The following is a 22853-nucleotide window of genomic DNA, read 5'->3' as shown; positions in this document are numbered from 1 at the left end:
CTCAATCTGAAATCACCCTGATGCTCCCCCTCTGCGCGAGGGGGTTTTTCGCAGCAAAACGTTAAGGTTCTCGAGGCTGGTAATCTCGACAGTCTTGGCAGGAGCCTTGAGGGTTCACAGCACACCGCAACAAGGGTGAAAGCGCATTCCAGCGGCAGGTGGGATCTCCAATCACCCACTGTCCATTGACGAGATGGCGATCGCTGGTAGTATCGCTGTGCTGCACATAGAGGGCAATTTTTTCCAGCTGATAACGTCCGCCACGAAACCGGTAGCGATGACGGCGTTCTAACACGGTATAGGTTTCCCCTTCATGATCCACATGGCAACCAGGTTGGGGTGTCCAGTCGAGATAAACATGACCCAGCGATCGCCGCGGGTTGATCAGGTGCAACTCTGTCGGTAAGTCAGATGGGGTTGCCATGGCTTCAGGTTGATCGCGGCCTTAGGATCGCCTGTCAACTGTGTTGGGCATAACTAACGATCAATCTATCGTATCCTAGCAGTGGCAACATTTCCACCTCCCGTAATTTTTTATGGCAAAACTGTCCACTGACCTCGAATGTGCCTTTTTGAGTCCTGTGCCTAGCCCCAGCGATGGCGAGGTGTTAACGCAGCAACTGGTGTCCTTGGGGGATATTCTGCAGTTGGCGGGAGAGCGAACCTTCGGCTTTTTGCTGGCTGTACTTTCATTGCCCTCGGCGCTGCCTATTCCAGCCCCCGGTTACTCCACCCCCTTTGGCATTGTGCTGTTACTGTTGGGCTGGCAATTGCTCGTGGGTGCCTCAACCCCTTGGTTACCCCCGCGGCTGCTCAAGCGCACGATGCCGCGATCCCAGATTCAAAAGATTGTGCGCACAGCTTTGCCTTGGCTGCGGCGGATTGAATTGATCTCCCGTCCCCGCTTGCGCCCCATTTGCACGACCCGAGGCGGACGTTTGGGCTTGGGAGTTGCCGTGTCACTGATGGCAATCTCGATGATTTTGCCCATTCCCGGCACCAACACCATTCCAGCGATGGGCATTTTTACGATTGGCTTTGGTCTTTTGGATGACGATGGTTTGATTAGTCTGGCAGGGGTGGTTATTTCTCTGATTGGCTTAGCGGTGACCACCTCCATTCTGGTTGCCCTTGCGTGGGGGGGGAATAGTCTCCTCGATGTATTGAAGGCTTGGCTGCATCCGTAATATAGGAGGTAATCTCCTTCCCGACTCAAAGCAAATGAGAACCCTATCCCCTCCCAAGTCCTGTGGCCGATGGTTGAGTGCCGTGGGGGCGATCGCGCTATTAGGGTTGCAGCCCCTCAAAACAGCCGCCAATACCTCGGCAGAAGACTTACCGCCAGCGGTTGCGGGGGCGATCGCGCTGCCGGTCAATGAAAAACAAGTCGTGGTGAGTGAGCAACCCTCGGCAGTGGGCTTAACGGTACCCAGCCTCTGGTGGGCAGTGCAGCAGTTTGGGGATGGGGTGATTCAGCGCTGGCAGGCTTTTCCGGCCATCACAGCGCCGGGGGGTAGAGTTGAAGCCTTTGTGTCGCCGTCTGCTTGGGGACGCCTGCCCTATTTACGGCGTTTTGCCCTGATCAATCAGTTGGGCAATGCCAGTCGCAGCTTTGGTTATCAGTTGATCCTGCGCGATCGCGCAGCGCGCCCTTTGGGCGATCGCCGGCAGGTCATTTATGGTGCCTACACCTGTCAATTTGATGCCCTACCCCTTGAATACCTGCCAGAAGTCACCGATGCCGCAGGCAACCCGATTCCTTTTTTCCCAGCCAGTACCGAACTCGACTGTCAAGTATGGGTGAATCCCAATATTCCCGTCATGTTCCCAACTCAAGGACTTCGCTAAAAGGACTGTATCTAGGCCAGAGTCGCCTTTTCCATCACTGTTAATAATTCCTGCCATAACTTTTGGGTCACAGGCCCTGGACAGGCGGGAAAGATCACCTCATCCACTTGGCGAATCGGCATTAGCAGGCGCACCGATGAACTCAGAAAGCCCTCACTGGCTCTCGCTAGCTCCTGTGGGGTGAGAATCACTTCCCGATGGGGCATGCCCAAGTTTGCAACGATCTGCAACAGCGTCGCTCGCGTAATTCCGTGGAGCATCCCAACAGCAGTGGGGGGTGTCTCGACCACACCCTCACGGACAATCCAGAGGTTACTGGTCGTGGCCTCGGTCATCTGCCCTTGGGCATTGAGAAGCAGGGCGTCGTCAAACCCAGCTTGCTGCGCTTCCAATAGCGCCAAGATATTGTTGAGGTAATTGCCCGTTTTGGCGGCTGGATCAAGGGCAGCAGTGCTCGTGCGTTGCCGCTTGGCAATGGTCAGGCAAATTCCCTGTTCGCTCAATGTTGGTTCGGGGGCGATCGCCATCAACACAATCAATAATCTGGGCTGGGTCGTTGGTTCTGGCAATAGCCCAATGCGGCGATCCCTACCACGGGTCACGACAATCCGAATGTAATATTCTCCCGCTGGGGCAGCCGCTAAGGTGCGTTGCACTTCTTGGGTAATGTACTCATCAGACCACGGCACGCTCATGTAGAGATAGGCCGCTGAAGCACGCAACCGTGCGAGGTGCTCTGGTAAGGCAAAGGGAATCCCGCGGTAGGTACGCATCACTTCATAAACGCTATCGCCGTAGAGAAACCCGCGATCAAGAACAGAAATCGAGGCCTCTGGCGTAATCACCCCATCCAAATTGCAGAGCAACACTCGCCCTCTCCCCTAGGGTTGGCGTTCCACTTCGGCTTTCATGCGCTCAAGGGTTTGATGCATTTGATCAAACATGGTTTGGGCAGACATACCAAACTGGCTGAGTTGGGTCTCCAATTGTTTGATGGTCATCTGCGCCATGAAGTCATCGGACAACTCAAACCGCTTCATAAAAATACGGTAGCGCTCCATGAGTTCTTCCATTTTTTCGATATAAATTTTCTTGCCTTCGCGGTCAAACTTGCCGTACTCGGAGCCAAGCTGCATCAACTGCTGGTAGTCCTGAAACAGGCGTTGTGCTTCCTGTTGAACAATTTCTGAATCAAAGAATCCCATATGACTCTGCCCGATACAGCAACAACCCAAATGCCAACGCTTGACCGTTTGGTTTGTTATCTAGTTGCATTCTATCAAAGGCACTTTAGGCGGGGGGAAGAGGGAAAACCGATCCTTCACTCAGGGTTTGCGCCCAAGCGATCGCCGCCAGAAAACTCTGTGGGTCTGCCATCCCTGTACCCGCAATATCAAAAGCCGTACCGTGATCCGGGGACGTGCGAATAAAGGGCAAGCCAATCGTCGTATTCACCGCTTCCCGAAAAGCGAGCATCTTCACGGGAATCAACCCCTGATCATGGTAAAGCGCGAGGTAGGCATCGTAGGCAGTTGCCGGGGCAGGGCGTCCCCACCACGCATCGGCAGCTCCAATCCAGAGGGTATCAGGGGGCACAGGACCAATCAGTTCAACTTGGGGATACTGCTGCTGGGCTGCTGCGAGCCATGGAATCAGCCAAGTCACTTCCTCTTGGCCTAAGTGTCCCTGCTCACCACTGTGGGGATTCAAGCCAGCAATGGCAATGCGAGGCCGCTCCAGATGCCGCCGCTCCCTCAGAAACTGCACAAGGAGCGCGAGTTTTTCATTGAGGCGTTCGGGGGTCAGTGCTTTGGGCACCTCTTGCAAGGGGATGTGGGTCGTCGCGAGTAAAGTGGTCAGCACCCAGTTGGTTACGGGCGATCGCCCCAAGAACACCATGCCCACGTTGGCGGTTCCTGTAAAGTGAGCCAGCACTTCTGTTTGACCGGGAAAAGCATAGCCTGCCGCCTGCCAACTGGCCTTAGAAATCGGTGCCGTCACAATGCCTGCCACCTCGCCAGCGATCGCCCGCTGAATGGCTGTTTCTAAGTAGGCAAAGCTCGCCGCCCCACTCACCACACTCGGTTGCCCCGGCACAATCACCGCATCGAGGGGATGCTCCCAAATCCGAAGCTGGGCAGGATCAATGGCCACCTGTCCCTGCTGGCAGAGGCGAGCGTACGTTTCCTCTAATACTTGGCCTGTACCAGCAATAAAAAACTGCCCTAACATTTCTGAGGGCAGGTGAGCTAGGGCTTTCAGGAGAATTTCTGGGCCAATGCCCGCTGGATCCCCAAGGGTGAGGGCAAGGGACATCCTAGGCTTCTTGAAGAATCGGCTCAGCCGTATCGTCTTCAGTGGCTTCGGGAATGTCTTCAATGACTTCCTCAGTGGTCTCTGCGGTGGCCTGCTGCTGTTGTTGCAGGAGTTGCTGACGATAGCGCTCTGCCATCTCTTCAGCCTTTTCATAGACCAACTGCGGATTTTTCACCATGTCACCGGGTTCTGGCTCCAGTTGCTTGGTGGACAGGGAAATCCGACCCCGCTCAGCATCAAGGTCAATAATCATCACCTTGACTTGGTCATTGACATTGAAAACACTGTGGGGCGTATCAATGTGATCGTGGGAAATCTCGGAAATGTGCAGCAGACCGCTAACCCCACCAATGTCAATGAAGGCACCGTAGGGCTTAATCCCACGCACGGTTCCAACCACCACTTCGCCCACTTCCAGTTTGTTCATCTTGCGTTCGACAAGGGCACGGCGGTGGCTGAGGACGAGGCGGTTGCGCTCTTCATCCACTTCTAAAAACTTCAGGGGTAGCTCTTCACCCACCAATTCTTCTTTGTTGACACGGGTGCTGATGTGGGAACCGGGGATAAAGCCGCGCAGCCCTTCAATGCGCACAAGGGCACCCCCACGGTTGGTGGCAAAGACCTGAGAACGAACGGTGGCATCTTCCGCTTGCAGTTGGCGAACGCGCTCCCAAGCCCGCATGTACTCAATACGGCGAATCGACAGCGTCAGCTGCCCTTCCTCATTTTCATCCGCCAAGATAAAGAACTCACGGGTTTCGTTCGGTTGCAGGACTTCTTCCGGACTGTCAATCCGGTTGATAGACATTTCTTGGATGGGGATGTAGGCAGCGGTTTTCGCACCGATGTCAATCAGGGCACCCTTCGGTTCGATGCTAAAGACGGTGCCAGCAACAATGTCGCCGGGGTTGAAGTGGTAATCGTACCGGTCGAGTAAGGCTGCAAAATCAGCATGCGTAAAGCCCACGTCTAACGTTTTTTCCTGATTGACCATGCGAGTGTTTTCCTAGCTCCTTTAACGAAAATGGGGGTGTATAGTGAGTTATCAAGCGGGCAGAAGTGGGTGCCATACGCAATCATACCAGCGATCGCTCGAACACTTTCTGACTGGATCTACAATGTTAGCCTAGAGTTTGCCCGTTGGCTAGCGGCATCGCTAAAATTTTGGTCATTGATGAAGATAAGTGTTAATTTTTGTGTACTACTGAGGAGTGGGCATGGGGCGATTGAACCGCCGACAGGTCAAGCAATTTTGGCAGGAGTTCCGCCAATTTGCCTTAAAGGGGAATGTGATTGATCTGGCGATCGCTGTCGTGGTGGGGGGTGCCTTTAGCCGCATTGTCACCTCCGTGGTGGAAGACCTGATGATGCCTTTGATCAATCCCCTGATTCCAGGGGGCGACTGGCGCGAGCTTACGGTCGGGTCGGGGATTAGAATTGGCAAGTTTTTGGGCAGTTTGCTCGACTTTGGGGTGATTGCCCTGAGCTTGTTTATTCTCCTGAAGCTGCTTTTACCCTTGCTACCGAAGAAACCCCCTGCGTCAGAACAACGGGAGTGTCCCTACTGCTTGGAATCCGTGCCCCTCAAAGCAACTCGCTGTCGTGCCTGCACCTCTAAACTCCCCCCGCTGTAGGAGTCCTCAGCAATGCGATCGTGGCAACGCTGGATCGGTGGGCTGTTGGTGGGGCTATGGCTGGCCATCCTCACCAGTTGTGGAACAACGCCGCCTACCCAAGGCACCCAGATTGAATTCTGGACCATGCAACTGCAACCGAAATTTACTGACTACTTCCATCGCCTGATTGCGGAATTTGAAGCCCAACATCCCGATGTCCATGTGCGCTGGGTGGATATTCCTTGGACGGCAATGCAGACCAAAATTCTCATGGCAGTATTAGCGGGCACTGCTCCCGATGTGGTGAACCTGAACCCCGACTTTGCGGCGTTGTTGGCAGGACGCAATGCGTGGCTCAATCTCAATGACTATGTGCCGCCAGCCGTGCGCGAGCGTTATCTACCGAATATCTGGCAGGCAACGACGTTAGAGGGCAAGAGTTTTGCCGTGCCTTGGTACCTCACCTCGCGGGTAACGATTTATAACAAGGCGATTCTTGCCGCCGCTGGGATCGATCGCCCCCCGCAAACCTTTGCTGAACTTGCTAGTGTTGCTAAAGTCGTGAAGGAGAAAACGGGCAAATACGCCTTCTTTATCACGATGGTGCCCGAGGACTCTGCCGAACTGATGCAGGCCATGGTACAGATGGGGGTGAAGCTTGTCGATGATCAAGGCCGTGCTGCCTTTAATTCCCCAGTGGGCAAAGCCGTTTTCCAGTATTGGCTGGATTTCTATCGTCAGGGACTCTTGCCGCCACAGGTGCTGACTGAAGGCCACCGCCAAGGTATCGAACTCTATCAAGCGGGACAAACGGCTCTATTGATGACCAGTCCGGAATTTTTGAACGCGATCGCCACCAATGCCCCCAGTATTGCAGCCGTTTCAGCCCCCGCCCCCCAGTTGACCGGAGACACTGGCAAGAAAAATGTTGCTGTGATGAATTTACTTGTGCCCCGCCAGAGCCGCCATCCTGACCTAGCCGTAGAATTTGCCCTCTTTGTCACCAATAATGCAAACCAACTCGCCTTTGCCAAGGAAGCCAATGTCCTGCCTTCTACACAAGCGGCTCTAGCGGATCCCTACTTCTGTACCATTGGCGAAAATGCCACCCCCGTGGACATTGCCCGATCGGTCAGCGCTCGTCAAATGAACCAAGCAGAGGTTCTCATTCCCCCTCTGCGGGATATTAAGGAGCTACAACGACTCCTCTACGAGAATTTACAGGCAGTTCTCTTGGGACAAAAGACAATTGATCAGGCACTCAAGGATGCAGAAACCGCATGGAATAGCCGTTTGGGATAAATGCTCCCACGTATCAAATCTCTACCTGTATGCCAAGCTCCACTACTTGTTCAGGGGGCAGACGAAAGTAGATCATGGCATCCTCAGCATTGCGATATAGCCAAGCAAAGACAACCTTTTGCCAGTAGGTCATACCGGGGGCGTGGGTGGGGATGATTGTGCGACGGCCTAGGAAGAAACTCATCGGTTCGTTGAGGGGGAGATTGAGGACACGTTGGCAAGTTTCAAGGGCGAGTAGGACATCGGGGCGATCGCGAAACCCCGAGGTAAGGATGATTTCATAAATACCGACATCCGTGACTGTATAGGCCAATTGTTCTGACAAGGGCACATGGGGTAAATTCGCAGTTGCTAAATGGATAAAGATCATCTGCTCATGCAACACATGATTGTGCTGAAGGTTTTGAATAAAGGTCGGTGGAATGGTGTGGGGAAGTGGTGAGAAGAAAACAGCAATCCCCGGCACACGCGCAACCCCTTGACTGAGCAGTTCCTTGAGGGAGAAGTGAGTATTTGCTTGCAGCAGTTGCTGGCGCAGCAGAACCTGACCTTGTCGCCACGTCACTAAGAGCATATAAATAATCCCGCCGAAAACAAGGGGATACCAGCCACCGTGGGGAATCTTGAGGGCATTTCCCATCAGGAAAGCAATTTCAATTACTAAAATACTGACCCAAACAAGGCTAATTTGCAGAATAGACCACCGCCACAAGTGCCGCGCCACCAAAATCAGGCAGAGAGTCGTAACTACCATGGTTAAGTTAACTGCCAAACCATAGGCACCCGCGAGTTCTGATGAGTTTCTAAAGGTGATGACCAAGAGCAGAACCGTAACCAATAGCAACCAGTTGATTACAGGAATATAAATCTGGCCACGGTGATGATCATCCGTGACATCAATGCGCAGCCGGGGCAGATAGCCCAACTTAATAGCCGCAGCAGTCATTGAAAAAGCCCCCGAAATTACCGCTTGAGATGCAATAACGGTGGCCAATGTACTGAGAATGACTAAGGGCAAAACGCTCCACTCAGGCACAAGTTGGAAAAAGAGATTATGGGTAGCCGTTGGATGCTTGAGAATGAAAGCACCCTGCCCCAGATAATTCAAGGCAAGGGCAGGAAAGACTAGACGATACCACGCCAAGCGAATCGGCTGGACGCCAAAGTGTCCCATATCGGCATACATCGCCTCGGCACCCGTCAGTGCCAGAATAACCACTCCCAATAGAAAAAGAACTTGGCTGGGATGGGTGCGAAAGAGTTCTACTCCCCACCAAGGATTGAGGGCGTTCAGAATTGTGGGGTGCTCGAAGATGTGAATCGCGCCAAGAATGCCCAAGGTCATAAACCAGAGGAACATGATCGGGCCAAAGACCTGCCCCACTTGGGTGGTACCGCGATGTTGAAACCAAAACAACCCCACTAAAATGACCCCCGTTAGCGGAACTGTCCAAGTTGCAAACTGGGAACTGAGCACCTCTAGCCCCTCAACGGCAGAGAGAACACTAATCGCAGGGGTAATGGTGCTATCTCCATAGAACATGGCCGCCCCCACGAGACCGAAAATGATCACCCAGCGCCGCCAGTGGGGACTAAGGCGAATTCGGGAGAGGACAAGTGCCGTCAGGGGAAAGATGCCGCCTTCACCGCCATTGTCAGCACGCAGGGCAAAGATTGCATACTTGAATGTTGGAATGAGGACAAGCGACCAGAGGATCAAAGAGAGAATGCCGTAGATATTGTCCGGAGTAACCGTTAGGGGATGAAGGGGATTGAAGGTTTCTTCAAAGGCATAGAGGGGACTGGTCCCTAGGTCACCATAGACGACACCGAGGGCACCCAGAATGAGGAGCCTTGAGGGCTGGTGGGCAGCATTCGTTTTTGTCATGGCCGGATGGAGTATGTTACCGACTTAAGCTATCGAAGCGAATATTGGCTTGAGCCATGCGTTTGAGGGCTTCCCCTAAACGATCGCGATCGGCAATGAGGCTAATGCGCACGTATCCTTCACCCCCTTCGCCAAAAGCATTGCCGGGGGTCACAACAACGCCTGTCTCCTGAAGCAGTTTGAGGGCAAAATCGGTCGAACTCATGCCCACGGGTACGGGCACCCACAGGTACATGGTTGCTTGGGTTGGGGTGAGTTGCCAGCCCAGTTCATTCAAGCCTTGAATCAGAAAATCCCGCCGTTGGCGATAGCGATCGCACACAGAGGCAATGTAGCTATCGGGCAGGCTCAAGGCCACCTCTGCCGCTTTCTGTAAGACGGAAAAAACCCCATAATCTAAGTTCGTTTTCAGGGTACGCAAGCCCTGAATAATGTGGCGGTTGCCCACCACAAACCCCACCCGCCAACCGGCCATATTGTAGGTTTTCGAGAGGGTATGGAACTCAACGCCGATTTCCTTGGCACCGGGAATTTCCAGTAAGCTGGTGGGTTGATAGCCATCAAAGGCTAGTTCGGCGTAGCAAAGGTCATGCACTAGAAGGATTTGATAGTCGCGGGCAAAGGCAACGACTTCTTCAAAGAAAGAGCGGGGGGCGATCGCCGCCGTAGGATTGCTGGGATAGTTGAAGTACAAAACCTTCGCTTGACGGGCAATGTCACTGGGAATCTCACTGAGATCAATGAGCCAGCCCTTTTCCCGTTTCAGAATAAGGGGATAGATGTTGGCACCGGCAATCGCGGGTCCACGAAAATGGGCAGGATAGGCCGGGCTAGGCACAAGAACGACATCCCCCGGATTGACATAGGCAAGGGCAAGGTGCGTCAGTCCCTCTTTTGATCCCAACAGGGGTAAGGCTTCACCATCGGGATCAAGGGAGACATTGTAGCGGCGCTGATACCAACGGGTAATGGCTTGACGGAAAACCGCTGTGCCTTCAAAGGGAGGATAACCGTGGTAACTAGGTTCCTCAAAGGCGGCGATCGCTGCTTCAATCACTGGACGCGGGGCAGAGCCATCGGGATTACCCATCCCCAAGTCAATGAGGTCGAGTCCCTGCTGGCGGGCTTTCAGCTTCAGTTCATCGAGACGCGCAAAGACGTAGGGCGGCAATGCCCCCAAGCGATCGGCCGGCTGAATCCACTCTAACCCCATCTAGCGGGCACTCCCATCTAAGACTGTGGCACTGTAGCCGACCACGGTGGACACCATTGCTTCTAGCAGCAAATCAGGTGTCACCGCAAAAGGTAAATAGTGAATATCGGAGTGGGGAGCGCAGGCAACGGTTGCAGCGTGCTGGAGTTGCGCCAAGCTGGCCTCTTGGAAACCCAAATCCTCTAAACTCAGGGGCAAACCCACCTGTTCATAGAACTGGCACAGCTGATGGCGAGCGCTAGCAGCTAGTTGACTGCCTTGAACTAGCTCTTCCAAGCGTAGTTGCACCAGAATACCGTAGGCCACTTTTTCTCCATGGAGGGTGCCCCTACTTTGGGGCAGTTGGGTCAGACCGTTGTGCACCGCATGGGCTGCCACCGTGCGGCATTGGGCACCCCCCAAACCCCCAATCATCCCTGCCATGAGGACACTGGCATCGACGACATTTTCCCAAGCGGTACTGCCCACATTGGCCAGGGCCTCAGCGGATTGCTGCAAGAGAAGATCGCGCAATACTCGGGCTTGCTGTACCGCAGCCACAATCAGCGTTTCTTGGCGGTGGCCACTACTCACCGAGGCCTCATACCACTTGGCAAGGGCATCGCCAATGCCGGCAAGCAGGGTTCGCTTCGGCGCCGTTTGAATCAGGGCGTAATCCAAGAGCAGCAGATCCGGGCAACGGTGGAGTGTCACATCGTAGGCAAAGGCACCGGCCTCTGTATAGATATTGGAGAGGGCTGTCCAAGCGGCACAGGTGGCTGCGGACGTGGGGATCGTCACTACGGGCAAGTGTAATTGATGCCCCAAAAGTTTAGCGGTATCTAGGGCTTTGCCACCGCCAATGCCAATGATGAGATCACTGCCTTGCGCCTCTTGGCGGAGCTGGGCAAGGGTGGATTCACTGCACTCACCATGGAATGTCCCCACGCTGAAGGTGAGATCATGGGAGCGGGCGATCGCCTGCCACTCCTGCTCAAGCTGCTGATACCGCTGCGGTGAAACCACTAAAAGGGGATGATGCCCCAATTGAGCAATGGCTTCCCCCGCTTGGAAGAGAATGAACCAACCACGATAGACGTGGGTAGGTGCAATACAAAGGGGTGAAAACGAAGCAGCAGTCACAGGCCGTATAAATAAGGACTATTTAGAGCATCTGCGGCAAAAATAGAGTCATTTTCGCTCTAGCCGTAGAGATCTATCTTAGCTGCTCTTCTTCTGACTTTCCGTTTGCACGTACAAAATAATCAAGAACACTGTTGGCACCAAGACAAACATGGCTGTTGCCACCAAGCCAAAAGGATTCACTTCCATGGTATGTACCCCACAACGCTGGCTTTTATTTTATCAATGCTGTGTCCCCCTTGGGGCGATCGCCCTTGGCCAAGGTCAGCCTCAGGGATTGGGCAATTTTTTGGGCGGTGATGGGAGCTAGCAGGATACCATTGCGGTAGTGGCCAGTGGCCAGCCAAGTGTGGTCGTCTATTTTTTCGATGATGGGTGCCGGGCGATCGCTCGGGCGGGGTCGCAGTCCCTGCCACTGTTGGGTTAAGGGAGCCGTTTTCAGAACTGGCCAAAGTTCGATCGCCCGTCCATGCAGTTGATCAAGGGTTTGCGGATTCGCGGTGAGAGTGTTGAACTCCACGGTGGCGCCCACCCACACCCGCCCCCAAGGCAAGGGGACAAAATGAATGCCTTCAGCGGTCATTACTGGTGTATTTGCATCAATATCACAGGCAAACTCTAGGGCTTGTCCTAAAACCGGTTCCACAGTGACAGAGCGATTCAGGGCTTGCGTAAGGGGTGTTGTTCCCAGACCCGCCGCTAGGATCAGGTATTCAGTCTCGATGGCTGCTTGATCGAGCTGTAAAATCCATCCCCCTTGGAGCGATCGCTGGAGTTGCCGGACAGGGCTTTGATACAAGAACTTGACGCCCCGTTGATGAGCCGCTTGGCGCAGGGCTTGAGTCAAGGGTTTAGGGGTGACTTGGCGATCGCCCGTTGCCCAAAGTGCACCGTGAATGTGGTGGATATCCACAAGGGGACATTGATCTTGGACTTCTTTTGGCGAGAGCCACTGCACGCCTTGGGGAGCCTGTTCCTGCAACCATGCTTGGGTGGCGATCGCCTCGTCCTTAGTGGTACAGATTTCGATAATGCCGCGGCGCTGGTAGGGAATCTGAACCCCCGTTTCTGCCGCCAACTCCGGAATGAGGGTTTCATAACGTGCCAAACTGGCCTGCCGTAGTTGAAAGTTGCGTCCACGTCGCCGCCGACTGAGGTGGACAATGAGAACACCAAGAGCCGCACCGGTCGCTTGCCAATCTTCCTCCCGTTGTGCTTCAAGGACAAGAATCGGCGTTTCCGCTGGATCAAGCACACGACTCAGTTCGTAGGCGATCGCCGAGCCAACCACCCCGGCGCCCACAATGGTCACTGTTGCATTTGCTAGCAGCACCGTCACAGTGTGGCAACTGTATTAACTAATTCCCAATTTTCATTTTCGGCAATGGCGCGACTGACACGGTCAAACCATTCAAAGCAGTGATTATTTTTCTTGAGGGTCAGTTCCTTATTCTTGAGCACCAGATCAAACTTGGTGACATCCTTTTGGGGCGTGGTTTTATCAATCAGGACTTCAACCGTGACCAGTTGGGACATTGAAATGGCATCGAGCGCGCTCTCCCGTGCCACGACGTAATCATCCCCCACATGGGTTACCGTCAAATCGCAGGCTTCTAGGGTTTGCACCAGCTCTTCCTTTAGCCGTGCCCGAGGGAGTGCAATGGTAACAACACGAGCATATCGAGCCATAACCGCCAAGTGGTAAACTAATAATTCGCGAACAATGGTTCTAGTGTAATCACGGAACAGACGGGGCGCTCTCGCTGCTGGTGTCCTAGGAAATCACAGGGAATTGAGCATTACCCCCATTGTAAGGTGACCTGCATTATATGGCAGGATGCCGCGATTATATCAAACCTTTCTTCAAAATCGCTGAATTCATGCATCCCTACACTGGTTTGTTTATTGTCCTAGAGGGGGGAGAGGGTGCCGGCAAAACGACCCAAATGGGGGCGATCACCACATGGCTAGAGGAAAGTGGCTGGCTGGCAAAATTACGATCCGCTGACATTGATCCGCCCTTGCTGCTGACCCGTGAACCGGGGGGAACGCCCCTTGGCCAAGGCCTGCGGCAACTGCTGCTCCATAGTGATTTAGAGATTGATCCCATGGCAGAACTCCTGCTCTATGCCGCCGATCGCGCCCAGCACGTGGCGACGAGTATCCGCCCCCAACTGCAACGGGGGGGCATTGTCCTGTGCGATCGCTACACGGCTTCCACCATTGCCTACCAAGGCTATGGGCGGGGACTGGACTTGAGCCTCATCGAGCACATCAACCAGATTGCCACCGCTGGACTGATGCCGGATTTAGTTCTCTGGCTGGATCTGCCGGTTCAGGTTGGCCTTGCCCGCACCCAACGGCGGGGCATAGCGGATCGCCTAGAGCAGCATGCGGTGGCCTTTCATGAGCGAGTTCGTCAAGGATTTATGGCCTTGGCTAAGGCAGGGGGCGATCGCTGGCAGCGAATTGCGGCGGATCAACCCACTGATCAGGTGAGTGAAGCTATTCAAGATTGTCTAGCGGCTCATCTGCACCGCTGGTTTGAGACCTTGAGCCAGCGCCGTACTGGGGGCGATCGCGAATTGGAATAGCTCTCGTCCTTCCTGAAAAATTTGCTCAATGGGCAGCATCTGGCCACGGGTGGTCATAAAGCGGTGATCAGGTGTCGCACAAATCGTTGAGCCATCCTCAAGTTCATACTCATACACGGGACGGAAGCCCTGAAAGTGCCATTGGGCAATGGGCTGGGTATAAAGATGCCCTTGGGGATCAAGGCTGTAGACCTGACAGGCCAACTGTTCCTGCACCAAGCGGCGAATCGGGACAGCCCCATATTCCACCGTCATCACCGCCGTCTCCCCACTCAGACAGTATTCAGCAAAATCCAGCATCTGCTTAAAGAGTTCTTGGGCGACTGCGCTGGGCACCCCATTTTTCGCCGCTCCCTCAATGAAGAGGGCTTCGTGTTTTTCCATTTCCTCTTTTTTCTTTTTGCCCATCGCGCGGCGGAGCAGATCCGCTTGACCCAGAGAATAGCCCGCCAAGTCCTGCGCCATCCGCATGATCTGCTCCTGATAACAAAGAACGCCGTAGGTTTCCTGCAAAATGGGTTTCAAAAGCTCATGTTGATATTGAATGGGTTCCCGCCCATGCTTGCGGTTAATGAATTTGGGGATCAGGCCTGCATCCAACGGTCCCGGTCGATAGAGTGCCAGCACCGAGGAAATGTCCTCCAAATTTGAGGGCTTCAGTTCTCGAACAATTTGGCGCATCCCCGAAGATTCCAATTGGAAGATCCCCTCCAGTTTGCCTTCAGCAAGGATTTGGTAAGTCTTGGCATCATCGAGGGGGAGGGCATCCAAATCAAGGGTTTGACCGTGGTTTTTCTGGATCAACTCCCGCGTTTTTTGGATCATTGTCAGGTTCTTCAGACCCAAAAAGTCCATCTTCAGGAGGCCAAGGGATTCCAGATCCTCCATGAAATACTGGGTAATCACCGCCCCATCGTTATTGCGTTGCAGCGGCACCAGTTGATCCAAGGGTTCTGAGGCAATGACGACGCCGGCCGCATGGACGCCATAGGTTTTGTTGGTACCTTCAATACGCATCGCCATATCAATCCAGCGGCGCACCAGCGGATCACTGTCGTACTTTTCCTTGAATTCTGGCGAGGGGGTGTCATCGGAGATCATCACCGCCAATTTGACCGGTTTGCCCCGCACCACGGGAATCAGCTTTGCCATTTGATCCGCTTGGCTATAGGGAATATCCAGCACCCGTGCCACATCCTTGAGCACCGCCTTTGAGGTCATGCGGTTGAAGGTGATGATCTGGGCGACGCGATCGCTGCCGTATTTTTCGGTGACGTACTGGATCACCTCCTCGCGGCGGTCAATGCAGAAGTCCGTATCAATATCGGGCATGGACTTGCGCTCCGGGTTCAAAAACCGCTCAAAGAGCAAGCCGTGGTGTACGGGATCAATGTTGGTAATGCGCAGGGCATAGGCCACAAGGGAACCCGCCGCCGATCCCCGCCCTGGCCCGACGGGAATATTGTGGTCGCGGGCATATTTGATGTAGTCCCAAACCACGAGGAAATAGTTCGAGAACCCCATCTGTTGCAGCATTTTCAGTTCATATTCCAGTCGCTGCCGGTAGGTGGGATCCAACTGCTGGCGATCGCTGAGGTGAAATCGCTCCAACAGTCCTTGCCACGCCACTTGCTCTAGGTAGGTATCGGCTGTATGACCAGCAGGCACCGGAAACTCTGGACTTTGGGGTTCACGAAAGATGTTATAGGGTTCAATCTTTTCGGCCACTTCAAGGGTATTCGCCAAAGCCTCTTCAATGACCTCAGCGGGCAAGTGATCCCGAAACAGGCGAGCCATTTCAGCGGCGGATTTCAGGTATTCCGTACCGCTGTAGCGCATCCGCTTCTCATCGGCGAGCAGCTTGTTGGTCTGGATACAAAGTAGAGCGTCGTGGGCTTCAACGTCATTACAGGAGATAAAGTGGGAGTCATTGGTGGCAATAATTTTGATCCCCAACTCGCGGCCAATGCGCACCAGTTCAACGTTGACCACCCGATCCTCTTGACTGCCGTGGTCTTGGATCTCAAGGTAAAAATCCTCACCAAAGGTCTCTTGATACCAAGCAGCAACACTGCGTGCCAAGTCCAGCTTGCCCTGCAAAATCGCTTGGGGAATTTCACCTGCCAAACAGGCACTGGTGACAATCAGCCCTTCGCGATACTGAGCTAGGAGTTCTTTGTTGATGCAGGGGCGAGCAAAAATGCCTTTGCCTTGGAAGCCCTGGAGGTGGGAGATGGTGGTGAGTTTGCAGAGGTTGTGGTAGCCCTGTTTATTTTTGGCCAGCACCACTTGGTGAAAGCGGGGTTTGCGCTCCTGCTTGGTGATGTCGCCATTGATGACGTACATCTCATTGCCAATGATTGGCTTCAGGGGTTTGCCGCGACACAACTTTAACAGCTCAACGGCGCCGTACATCACCCCGTGATCCGTGAGGGCGATCGCGGGCATCCCCAATTCCATTGCCCGTGCCACTAGGTCGGGAAGCTGACTTGCACCATCCAGAAGACTGTAATCACTGTGAATATGCAGACCGACGAAGGACATGGGCAACGGTTATCAACCTAGGAGAAACGCAGGGGACTAGGACAACTCAGGCAAGCTATTGAGATAGGCCTTGAAGTCCGCTTCAGCATCACGGAAGCCCTCTTGAGCCACGGTGACACTATTGAGATCCGCCCCCTGATCAATTTTCAGGAAGTCATCCGTCAGGGCACGGGTCAAAGCTGTGGGGGTGGGTTGATCCTTTGCCAAGAGATTGCGGTTGAGGGCACGCATATCCATCAGCATTTCACCGAGAGGGCCGCGCATAATGTTGCGGGCTTCCTGCCAATCCCCTTTGGCCACACTGACCTCTAGGTCGGCAAAGCGTTCAGCATTTTTCTCAATGTCACTCAGGTAGTCTTGAATGCGAGTAATTTGCAACTCACTATAGGTGGGCGGAGGGGTGGTCGTGGCACTGGGGCCGCCACAGCCGACTAAAATAATGGCAACAACGCTTAATAGGATTGAAATTAGGGATTTTCGATTTAGGCGCAGCATAGAACCTCAGCAGTCAATGGTGTCGTAAAAAACACGGTTCTATTCTGCCATGATCCCGTGGCGATCGCCGCCAGCACCCCCTTGGGTCAGATCGGAAGAGCCATCACTGACACTCAGAGGGCACCCCCACACCACTGTCGCCTGATCGTAGATCACCATCCCCGGATTGGCGCCCTTCGGTTTTTGCACATACTTGCGGCGCGTATAGACCACGGGTACTTGGGCACTGGCACGGGCTTGACTATGGTAGGCCGCCAAATTCGCCACGTATTGAATATCTTTCTCACTGGGCACCTCCCCCGCTGCGAGGCGGAGAATCACATGGCTACCGGGAATCTCTTGGGTGTGAAACCACCAATCGTAGGGACTGGCAACGCGAAAGGTGAGATCGTCATTCTGACGGTTGTTGCGCCCCACGAGAACCGTGAAGCCACTCGGTGTCGTATAGCGTAGGTAGGGACTGGGCGTGGTAGGGGGACGATAGTAATCGGGCGCCGTCAGGTATCCCTGTTGAATCAATTCAGCGCGAATTTCCTCAAGGACATCTAAGGATGTGGCCGTAGTGAGGGTGGCCGCCACCTGATCCAGATAGGCCAGTTCCCCTTCAGCAGCGGTGAGGAGCGGCGTAATGTGCTGCTGGGCACGTTTGAGTTTCTGCTGTTGTTTGTACAGCTCCTGCGCCGTTTGGATGGCGCTCTTCTCTGGCGAGAGGGGAATGGCGAGGGGTTCTTGGGTGGCAAAGTCCGTCACGATCAGTTCAGTCATGCCGGGTTGCCACAGGTGGGCATGGGCCATGAGTAAATCGGCTAGGTAGCGTTGGCGATCGCCCCCAGCAGCGGCGGCCAATCGTTCTCGAAAGCCCTCAATTTTAGCGATCAGTTTTTGCCGTTGTGCCTGTAGGCTCTGGTGCAACTGTTGCTGAAGTTGCTGCGTTTGCTGTTGCTGTAGTTGGTTTTGGTAATAGGTGGCGAGAATTTCGTGAATGCTGAGGGTTGAGGGGGTCTGCGTCCCAAGGGGGGGAATGACGCGATAGCCCGTTGATGTAAATTGGGGGACAAAATGCCCGCTCTCTAAACACGCCAGCCAGTGCTGCCAATGGTCAAATAGCCGCCGCCATTCTTCAGCGGTTAGCTCTGTGGTGCGACTTTCTAGGGGCAATGCGGCATCCGCCAGTAGTTGCTGTACCAAGGCTGGACTCAGTCCCCGATAGGCCTTCAGAAGTTGCTGCCGCAGCAGTCCGGGAATCACGCTTACCTGTTGTTGCCACTGCTCAAAGGGAATCTCGCAACTGGGCAACGCGGCCGTTAGGGGGGGTGGGGGCACATAGGGTTGACCGGTCAGAATTGGGCGCAAGCGGGACTGTTGGGCATTGACTTGGTGGGCAGCAGTAACAATTTCCCCGGCAGCGTTAACCAGAATCACGTTGCTGTACTTGCCCATGATCTCGGCATAGAGACGCCACTGCGTTGCTTCCTGCGGACGAGGGGCAAATTCCAAGACCACGACGCGCTCCCAAGGGTTGACTAACCCCACCCGCACAAGGGCAAGGCGATTGAGTTGGGCATGGAGTTGCTGACTAAAGGTAAAGGTGTCGGGTTGGCGGGGGGGCGGTGGTTCAAAGGCAATGCGTGCCGCTTGGGGATGCCAACTGAGGGTCAGCCAATCCTGTTTTTTCAGCGTGCGCAGTGCCAAGGCAATCGTGTGGCGATCGCGCTGGTAAACCGTTTCGAGCCGTGCCGGTAGCCAATGTTGGAGATCGGCACAAACAGCACGCAGGGTCGTCAAATCAACGGGTTGCACCGTCCAAACTCCGCAGAATTTTTTGAGGGAATCGGCCCCAAGCTATACTAGTGTAGCCACTCTCTGGCCTTTTGCCACCGCGTGTTTGCTATGGCACTTTCCCGTCAATATCCACCCCCCTTACCACTGGCTCAGCCTTGGCGACGGGCGATCGCCACCAGCATTGACTTTATCCTCATCTGGTTGACGAGTGTTGTCGGTATCACGCCGGGAGCCACCATTCAGTGGGGGCAACTGTTTGTTTTTGCCATCGTTTGGTGGTTGCTGCGGGTGGCAATGGTGAACCGCAATAAGGGTCAAAGCCCCGGCCATTGGCTGATGAATGTGCGCCTGTTGGATCAGCGGCAGCGGACACCGGATCTCCTTTCCCTCAGCAAGCGAGAACTGGTGATTGGTGTCGGGGCACTGTTGACATTGGCAGGCTGGGAGTCCTATGGCCCGAGTATGGCGCTGATTATTTTGGCACTGCCCTTGGCCGTTGACTGTAGCTTGGCGTGGATTGATGAAGAGCACCGCACGCTCCACGATCGCCTTGGCGGCACAAAGGTGTATCGCTGCCAGCGGGGCTTTGCCCTTGATCGCAAGCTCATTGAATTGGTGAGCAAAATCCGCAAAGATCTGCCATAATTAGAGATCGGCTCACTGGATAGATAGGCAAGACCATGGCTAAAGCAAAAGGCGCCAGAATCATTATCACCCTAGAATGCACAGAGTGTCGCACTAATCCGGCCAAGCGATCGCCTGGCGTATCTCGCTACACCACCACCAAAAATCGTCGCACCACCACAGGGCGGTTAGAACTGAAGAAATTTTGCCCCCACTGCAACAAGCACACCATTCACAAAGAAATCAAGTAATTAGAGGACAGCTATGGCATTTTATCGGCGACGCATTTCTCCCATTCCCCCTGGACAGCCCATTGATTACAAGGATGTTGATTTACTACGGCGTTTTATCACTGAACGGGGGAAAATCTTGCCGCGGCGGGTGACTGGTCTCACGGCCAAGCAACAGCGACAACTGGCAGTGGCCATTAAGCGGGCACGGATCATGGCACTCTTGCCGTTCTTGAATCTCGAAGGCTAAAAACTCGCGATCGCTAATTGGTTTTTGCGCAGGGGTAGGTTGAGGCTTGCCCCTTTATTTTTGCTTGCTCTCCCTGCTTAAGTGTGCAAATATGAGAATGGTTATCATTCATCTATTTCTCTATGGCTATCCAAGCTCACCTTAAACGCTGGGGGCTGCTGGTAACTCTGGGGGTATTTTTGGGCAGTTGTGCCCCCCAAGCCCAGTCGCCACAGGAGCAGGAGACCTCACAGGCAGAAGCCCAATTCACAATTGTGACGACTTTCTTACCCATCACTGCCTTTACAAAAGCGGTCGCAGGCGATCGCGCCACTGTTGAGCAACTCTTGCCGGCCAATATTGACCCCCATGACTTTCAAGCGCGGCCTGAGGATGTGCGGCTGCTGGCCACAGCAAGGGTTTTGGTCAAAAATGGCCTTGAGATGGAAACCTTTTTAGACAAACTGATTGAAAATGCCGCCAATCCCAATCTCAAGATCATTGATACCAGCGCGGGGGTGGCCACCCTTGCCAGCGAAAAGGATGATCACGATCACCACCACGACCACGTTCATGATGACCACGGTCACAGCCACGGTGAATTCAATCCCCACATTTGGCTAGATCCCCAGCGCGCCATGCAGCAGGTGAAAAACATTCGCGATGGTCTGATTGCTGTGGATCCCGAAGGGGCTGCCATCTACAAGCAAAATAGTGCCGCCTTTATTCAGGAGTTAGACGCCCTAGATGCCCTCGCCCGGGAAAAACTCACTCCCTTTGCGGGCAAAACATTTGTGGTTTATCACGATGTGGCGCCCTATTTTGCCGAGAGTTATAACCTGAAAGCAATCTATCTCGTGGGCATTCCGTCGGTTAATCCCTCACCTGCGGATGTGCAGCGGGTGATGCAGGCGGTGCAACAAAGTGATCTGAAAACGCTCCTGACGGAACCGGGGCAAGAACAGGTCTTTGACAGTTTAGCGCAGGATTTGGGCGTAAAAGTGAGTGTGTTTGATCCCCTAGAGCGTGCTCCCACTGCCGCTGATCTCACGCCGACCTACTTCCTGCAAAGAATGGAGCAAAACATTCGCAATCTGGCTGAGGCTTTTGGGGCGCAACAGCAAGCCTATCGTCGTCCCGATGCGATCGCGGTGGTAGGGACATGGTGGATGCAGGTGAATAGACCGTTAGGGGCAGCACTGTGAACGAATACCTGCTAGAGGTGGCAAACCTCTCGGTGCGGCGGGGCGATCGCTGGGTGGTGGAAAATGTCTCCTTTACCCTCGCCGCCAATACGAATATGGCCATTATTGGTCCCAATGGGGCGGGCAAAAGTAGCCTGATTCAAGCCATTTTGGGCATTATTCCCTACCAGCAGGGGCGGGTGACCCTCTTGGGCTATGGTATGGGCTATCGCCGCACGCTCCCCTATGTCCGCCAACAGGTAGCCTACTTGCCGCAAAATTTTCAGTGCGATCCACGCATTCCGATCACCGTGGCTGAATTTGTGGGTTTGGGCTGGGGGCAACCTACGTGGCAGTGGCCTTGGCAGCACCGACAGCAGCGCGATCGCGCCATCTTGGAAAGTCTCCAACGCCTGCACCTCGAGCATCTTGCGACACAACCCATGAGTTCCCTTTCCGGGGGCGAAACAAAACGCGCCCTCTTGGCCTATTGCTTGGTGCAACCCCGTCGTCTCCTGATTTTGGATGAAGCTCCCGCTGGCTTAGATCTCCGAGGTGAGCAACAATTTTATGACCTCCTAGAGACCCTCAAGGTGAGTGAGGGCTGGGCGATTTTACAAATTTCCCATCACTTGGAGCGGGTAAGGGCAACCTGTGATCAGGTGCTGTATCTCGATCGCTCTGTCCAAGGACTGGGAACCCCCGAACGGGTGCTGCAACAGTTTGCTGCTTAAACGGGGGATTCTCTCCTAGCAAAGAAATCCAGCAGAATGCGCTGGTGGATGGCGCCTAAGGGGCGATCTTCGCCGAGGGTTTGGGCATAGTGAACCCCAGCCACCACAGAATCGTAGGGTACCAAGTCCATGCCCTGTCCTTCGTTGAGTACCAAGTTTTCCAGTGCACACGTCAAAGGGCCTGTGAAAATATAGCGATGCACTTGGGGATCGCCGTACTCTCCAAAAAAGGTGAGGTGAGGTGGGCAGTAGCCAATCTCCTCATAGACTTCCCGCTGGACACCCGCGAGCGGTGCTTCTTCGGGTTCAAGATGACCGCCAAAAAGTCCCCAGTGGCCGGCATACAAGATATGGGGATAATCATCTCGCAGTTGCATGAGAACGCGATCGCCTTGGTAAAGAACCGCAAGGGCAACGGGAACAATTGGGCTTGCTGGCATTGTCTTGCAAAATGTGTCGTTAGGGCTACTCTACCCTAGAAACGTAAAGCCAATCCTAAAGCAGATTAAAGGTAAAATGAAGAGTACAGCAGCAAAAACAAATCAACAGCCGCTAAAACGTTAAGCAAGGGGTAGCCAGAGGTAAAAGTCGCGCTCTAGAGGACTCTCCCCAACGGGCAGCTGTCAAGTCTCCTCTTTCATAAGATTGTCTCGATAACAAATTTTAGCTTTTCTGATTTTTCTATCAAATTTTACAAATGGCTGCAGGGTTTTAACAACGTTGGTACAGCATTGCCCTTTCTTAAGATTGTCTTAATATTTCCCTAGCAGCTGTGCTATAACTTTGTTCATTGCTTGGAGTGAATCGTCCTATGTTTTACCGCTTAGCCGAACAACACCGCCAGTTTATTCGCGATTTAGTGCTGAACCTGCAAGCTCTGGCAATCGCCCTAGAAAATCGAGGCTACATGGCCTCCTGCTACACCTGTGGCGGTGAACTCAACAGTGCCTCCTTCATGGTCAGTTTGGCCGACAACCACCTGATTCGCTTTTTGGTCTCTGACTATGGGATCACTTGGACTGAAATGCGCGATGACCGCGAACTCATGAAACTCGAAGGGGCAGAGGCCATCAATCAACTGCAAGAACTGGCCAATCTCCTCAAGGAAGTCCGTATCCCCACTGCGGTTTAA

26 protein-coding genes are annotated in these 22853 nt (G+C 53.9%); 11 read left to right on the top strand and 15 right to left on the bottom strand.

The features are described 5' to 3' along the window. Positions 1 to 61: 61 nt before the first annotated feature. Positions 62 to 424 carry a DUF6464 family protein gene (locus QYC28_RS05290; RefSeq protein WP_149818841.1) on the bottom strand — a complete coding sequence of 121 codons (363 nt, stop codon included), beginning with the start codon at positions 422 to 424 and terminating at the stop codon, positions 62 to 64. Between the two features lie 112 nt (positions 425 to 536). On the opposite strand from QYC28_RS05290, the gene QYC28_RS05285 reads away from it, so the two are divergent. Both QYC28_RS05285 and QYC28_RS05280 read left to right on the top strand, forming a co-directional pair. Continuing rightward, positions 537 to 1187, top strand: a complete 651-nt coding sequence (locus tag QYC28_RS05285; RefSeq protein WP_302679956.1) for an exopolysaccharide biosynthesis protein — start codon at positions 537 to 539, stop codon at positions 1185 to 1187. Between the two features lie 34 nt (positions 1188 to 1221). After that, positions 1222 to 1848: a hypothetical protein gene (locus QYC28_RS05280; RefSeq protein WP_302679955.1), complete on the top strand. Its 627-nt coding sequence runs from the start codon at positions 1222 to 1224 to the stop codon at positions 1846 to 1848. Positions 1849 to 1859: 11 nt separating this feature from the next. Here QYC28_RS05280 and QYC28_RS05275 read toward each other — a convergent pair whose 3' ends face one another. The 4 genes from QYC28_RS05275 to QYC28_RS05260 all read right to left on the bottom strand — a co-directional run bounded on the left by QYC28_RS05275 (position 1860) and on the right by QYC28_RS05260 (position 5158). Beyond that, positions 1860 to 2717, bottom strand: a complete 858-nt coding sequence (locus QYC28_RS05275) for an aminotransferase class IV (RefSeq protein ID WP_149818835.1) — start codon at positions 2715 to 2717, stop codon at positions 1860 to 1862. A 12-nt stretch (positions 2718 to 2729) separates the two neighbouring features. Further along, positions 2730 to 3053, bottom strand: a complete 324-nt coding sequence (locus tag QYC28_RS05270) for a DUF1825 family protein (protein ID WP_286649937.1) — start codon at positions 3051 to 3053, stop codon at positions 2730 to 2732. An 85-nt stretch (positions 3054 to 3138) separates the two neighbouring features. Then, complete coding sequence (pdxA, locus tag QYC28_RS05265; protein ID WP_149818831.1) at positions 3139 to 4164, bottom strand: 4-hydroxythreonine-4-phosphate dehydrogenase PdxA; 1026 nt, start codon at positions 4162 to 4164, stop codon at positions 3139 to 3141. A 1-nt stretch (position 4165) separates the two neighbouring features. After that, positions 4166 to 5158 carry a 30S ribosomal protein S1 gene (locus tag QYC28_RS05260; RefSeq protein ID WP_149818829.1) on the bottom strand — a complete coding sequence of 331 codons (993 nt, stop codon included), beginning with the start codon at positions 5156 to 5158 and terminating at the stop codon, positions 4166 to 4168. A gap of 223 nt (positions 5159 to 5381) precedes the next feature. On the opposite strand from QYC28_RS05260, the gene mscL reads away from it, so the two are divergent. Both mscL and QYC28_RS05250 read left to right on the top strand, forming a co-directional pair. After that, positions 5382 to 5798, top strand: a complete 417-nt coding sequence (gene mscL / locus QYC28_RS05255) for a large conductance mechanosensitive channel protein MscL (RefSeq protein WP_226972020.1) — start codon at positions 5382 to 5384, stop codon at positions 5796 to 5798. Between the two features lie 12 nt (positions 5799 to 5810). Then, a complete protein-coding gene (locus tag QYC28_RS05250; RefSeq protein WP_149818825.1) occupies positions 5811 to 7082 on the top strand; it encodes an ABC transporter substrate-binding protein in 1272 nt (423 codons plus the stop codon). Between the two features lie 13 nt (positions 7083 to 7095). Here the strand turns inward: QYC28_RS05250 and QYC28_RS05245 are convergent, their stop codons facing one another. The 6 genes from QYC28_RS05245 to QYC28_RS05220 form a co-directional block, all read right to left on the bottom strand. Next, the gene (locus QYC28_RS05245; RefSeq protein ID WP_302679954.1) at positions 7096 to 8970 is read right to left on the bottom strand and encodes a potassium transporter Kup; all 1875 of its coding nucleotides are present in this window, start codon (positions 8968 to 8970) and stop codon (positions 7096 to 7098) included. 16 nt (positions 8971 to 8986) lie between these two features. Then, a complete protein-coding gene (locus QYC28_RS05240; protein WP_286669017.1) occupies positions 8987 to 10183 on the bottom strand; it encodes an aspartate aminotransferase in 1197 nt (398 codons plus the stop codon). Then, complete coding sequence (locus QYC28_RS05235) at positions 10184 to 11314, bottom strand: iron-containing alcohol dehydrogenase family protein (protein WP_315863221.1); 1131 nt, start codon at positions 11312 to 11314, stop codon at positions 10184 to 10186. A gap of 69 nt (positions 11315 to 11383) precedes the next feature. Beyond that, positions 11384 to 11494 carry a photosystem II reaction center protein PsbM gene (gene psbM, locus QYC28_RS05230; RefSeq protein ID WP_149818817.1) on the bottom strand — a complete coding sequence of 37 codons (111 nt, stop codon included), beginning with the start codon at positions 11492 to 11494 and terminating at the stop codon, positions 11384 to 11386. A gap of 25 nt (positions 11495 to 11519) precedes the next feature. Then, positions 11520 to 12617, bottom strand: a complete 1098-nt coding sequence (locus tag QYC28_RS05225) for an FAD-binding oxidoreductase (RefSeq protein WP_226972019.1) — start codon at positions 12615 to 12617, stop codon at positions 11520 to 11522. Positions 12618 to 12640: 23 nt separating this feature from the next. Then, a complete protein-coding gene (locus QYC28_RS05220; RefSeq protein WP_149818813.1) occupies positions 12641 to 12994 on the bottom strand; it encodes a hypothetical protein in 354 nt (117 codons plus the stop codon). A gap of 191 nt (positions 12995 to 13185) precedes the next feature. On the opposite strand from QYC28_RS05220, the gene tmk reads away from it, so the two are divergent. Beyond that, the gene (gene tmk, locus QYC28_RS05215) at positions 13186 to 13899 is read left to right on the top strand and encodes a dTMP kinase (protein ID WP_149821687.1); all 714 of its coding nucleotides are present in this window, start codon (positions 13186 to 13188) and stop codon (positions 13897 to 13899) included. Here tmk and QYC28_RS05210 read toward each other — a convergent pair. Genes QYC28_RS05210 through QYC28_RS05200 form a run of 3 tightly spaced genes read right to left on the bottom strand, consistent with a single transcriptional unit; the run spans position 13825 to position 18738 of the window. Beyond that, the gene (locus QYC28_RS05210; protein WP_302679952.1) at positions 13825 to 16443 is read right to left on the bottom strand and encodes a DNA polymerase III subunit alpha; all 2619 of its coding nucleotides are present in this window, start codon (positions 16441 to 16443) and stop codon (positions 13825 to 13827) included. The two genes, tmk and QYC28_RS05210, sit on opposite strands and share 75 nt — an antisense overlap. Before the next feature lie 36 nt (positions 16444 to 16479). Further along, positions 16480 to 16938 carry a photosystem II protein PsbQ gene (psbQ, locus tag QYC28_RS05205; RefSeq protein WP_149818809.1) on the bottom strand — a complete coding sequence of 153 codons (459 nt, stop codon included), beginning with the start codon at positions 16936 to 16938 and terminating at the stop codon, positions 16480 to 16482. Positions 16939 to 16977: 39 nt separating this feature from the next. Next, positions 16978 to 18738, bottom strand: coding sequence for an NFACT family protein (locus tag QYC28_RS05200; protein WP_149818807.1), 1761 nt, complete (start codon positions 18736 to 18738; stop codon positions 16978 to 16980). 90 nt (positions 18739 to 18828) lie between these two features. On the opposite strand from QYC28_RS05200, the gene QYC28_RS05195 reads away from it, so the two are divergent. The 5 genes from QYC28_RS05195 (at position 18829) to QYC28_RS05175 (ending at position 21721) form a co-directional block, all read left to right on the top strand. Next, positions 18829 to 19365, top strand: coding sequence for an RDD family protein (locus tag QYC28_RS05195; protein ID WP_302679951.1), 537 nt, complete (start codon positions 18829 to 18831; stop codon positions 19363 to 19365). 35 nt (positions 19366 to 19400) lie between these two features. Then, positions 19401 to 19595 (top strand): 50S ribosomal protein L33, encoded by a 195-nt coding sequence (gene rpmG / locus QYC28_RS05190; protein WP_149818803.1) that lies wholly within the window; start codon positions 19401 to 19403, stop codon positions 19593 to 19595. 13 nt (positions 19596 to 19608) lie between these two features. Then, complete coding sequence (gene rpsR / locus QYC28_RS05185) at positions 19609 to 19824, top strand: 30S ribosomal protein S18 (protein ID WP_011057896.1); 216 nt, start codon at positions 19609 to 19611, stop codon at positions 19822 to 19824. Positions 19825 to 19946: 122 nt separating this feature from the next. Next, the gene (locus tag QYC28_RS05180) at positions 19947 to 21008 is read left to right on the top strand and encodes a metal ABC transporter substrate-binding protein (RefSeq protein WP_149818801.1); all 1062 of its coding nucleotides are present in this window, start codon (positions 19947 to 19949) and stop codon (positions 21006 to 21008) included. Beyond that, positions 21005 to 21721, top strand: a complete 717-nt coding sequence (locus QYC28_RS05175; RefSeq protein ID WP_149818799.1) for a metal ABC transporter ATP-binding protein — start codon at positions 21005 to 21007, stop codon at positions 21719 to 21721. The genes QYC28_RS05180 and QYC28_RS05175 overlap by 4 nt, the downstream gene beginning before the upstream one ends. On the opposite strand, the gene QYC28_RS05170 is transcribed toward QYC28_RS05175, so the two are convergent. Beyond that, entirely contained in the window at positions 21718 to 22161 is a 444-nt protein-coding gene (locus QYC28_RS05170) for an NUDIX hydrolase (protein WP_149818797.1), read from the bottom strand. The two genes, QYC28_RS05175 and QYC28_RS05170, sit on opposite strands and share 4 nt — an antisense overlap. 371 nt (positions 22162 to 22532) lie before the next feature. On the opposite strand from QYC28_RS05170, the gene QYC28_RS05165 reads away from it, so the two are divergent. Continuing rightward, complete coding sequence (locus tag QYC28_RS05165) at positions 22533 to 22853, top strand: DUF1815 family protein (RefSeq protein WP_149818796.1); 321 nt, start codon at positions 22533 to 22535, stop codon at positions 22851 to 22853.

Source organism: Thermosynechococcus sp. HY596 (assembly GCF_030518715.1).
In the GTDB taxonomy this organism is placed as follows: domain Bacteria; phylum Cyanobacteriota; class Cyanobacteriia; order Thermosynechococcales; family Thermosynechococcaceae; genus Thermosynechococcus.
The sequence above is the reverse complement of the archived record's forward strand: the minus strand, read 5'-3'. Positions and strand labels throughout refer to the sequence as shown.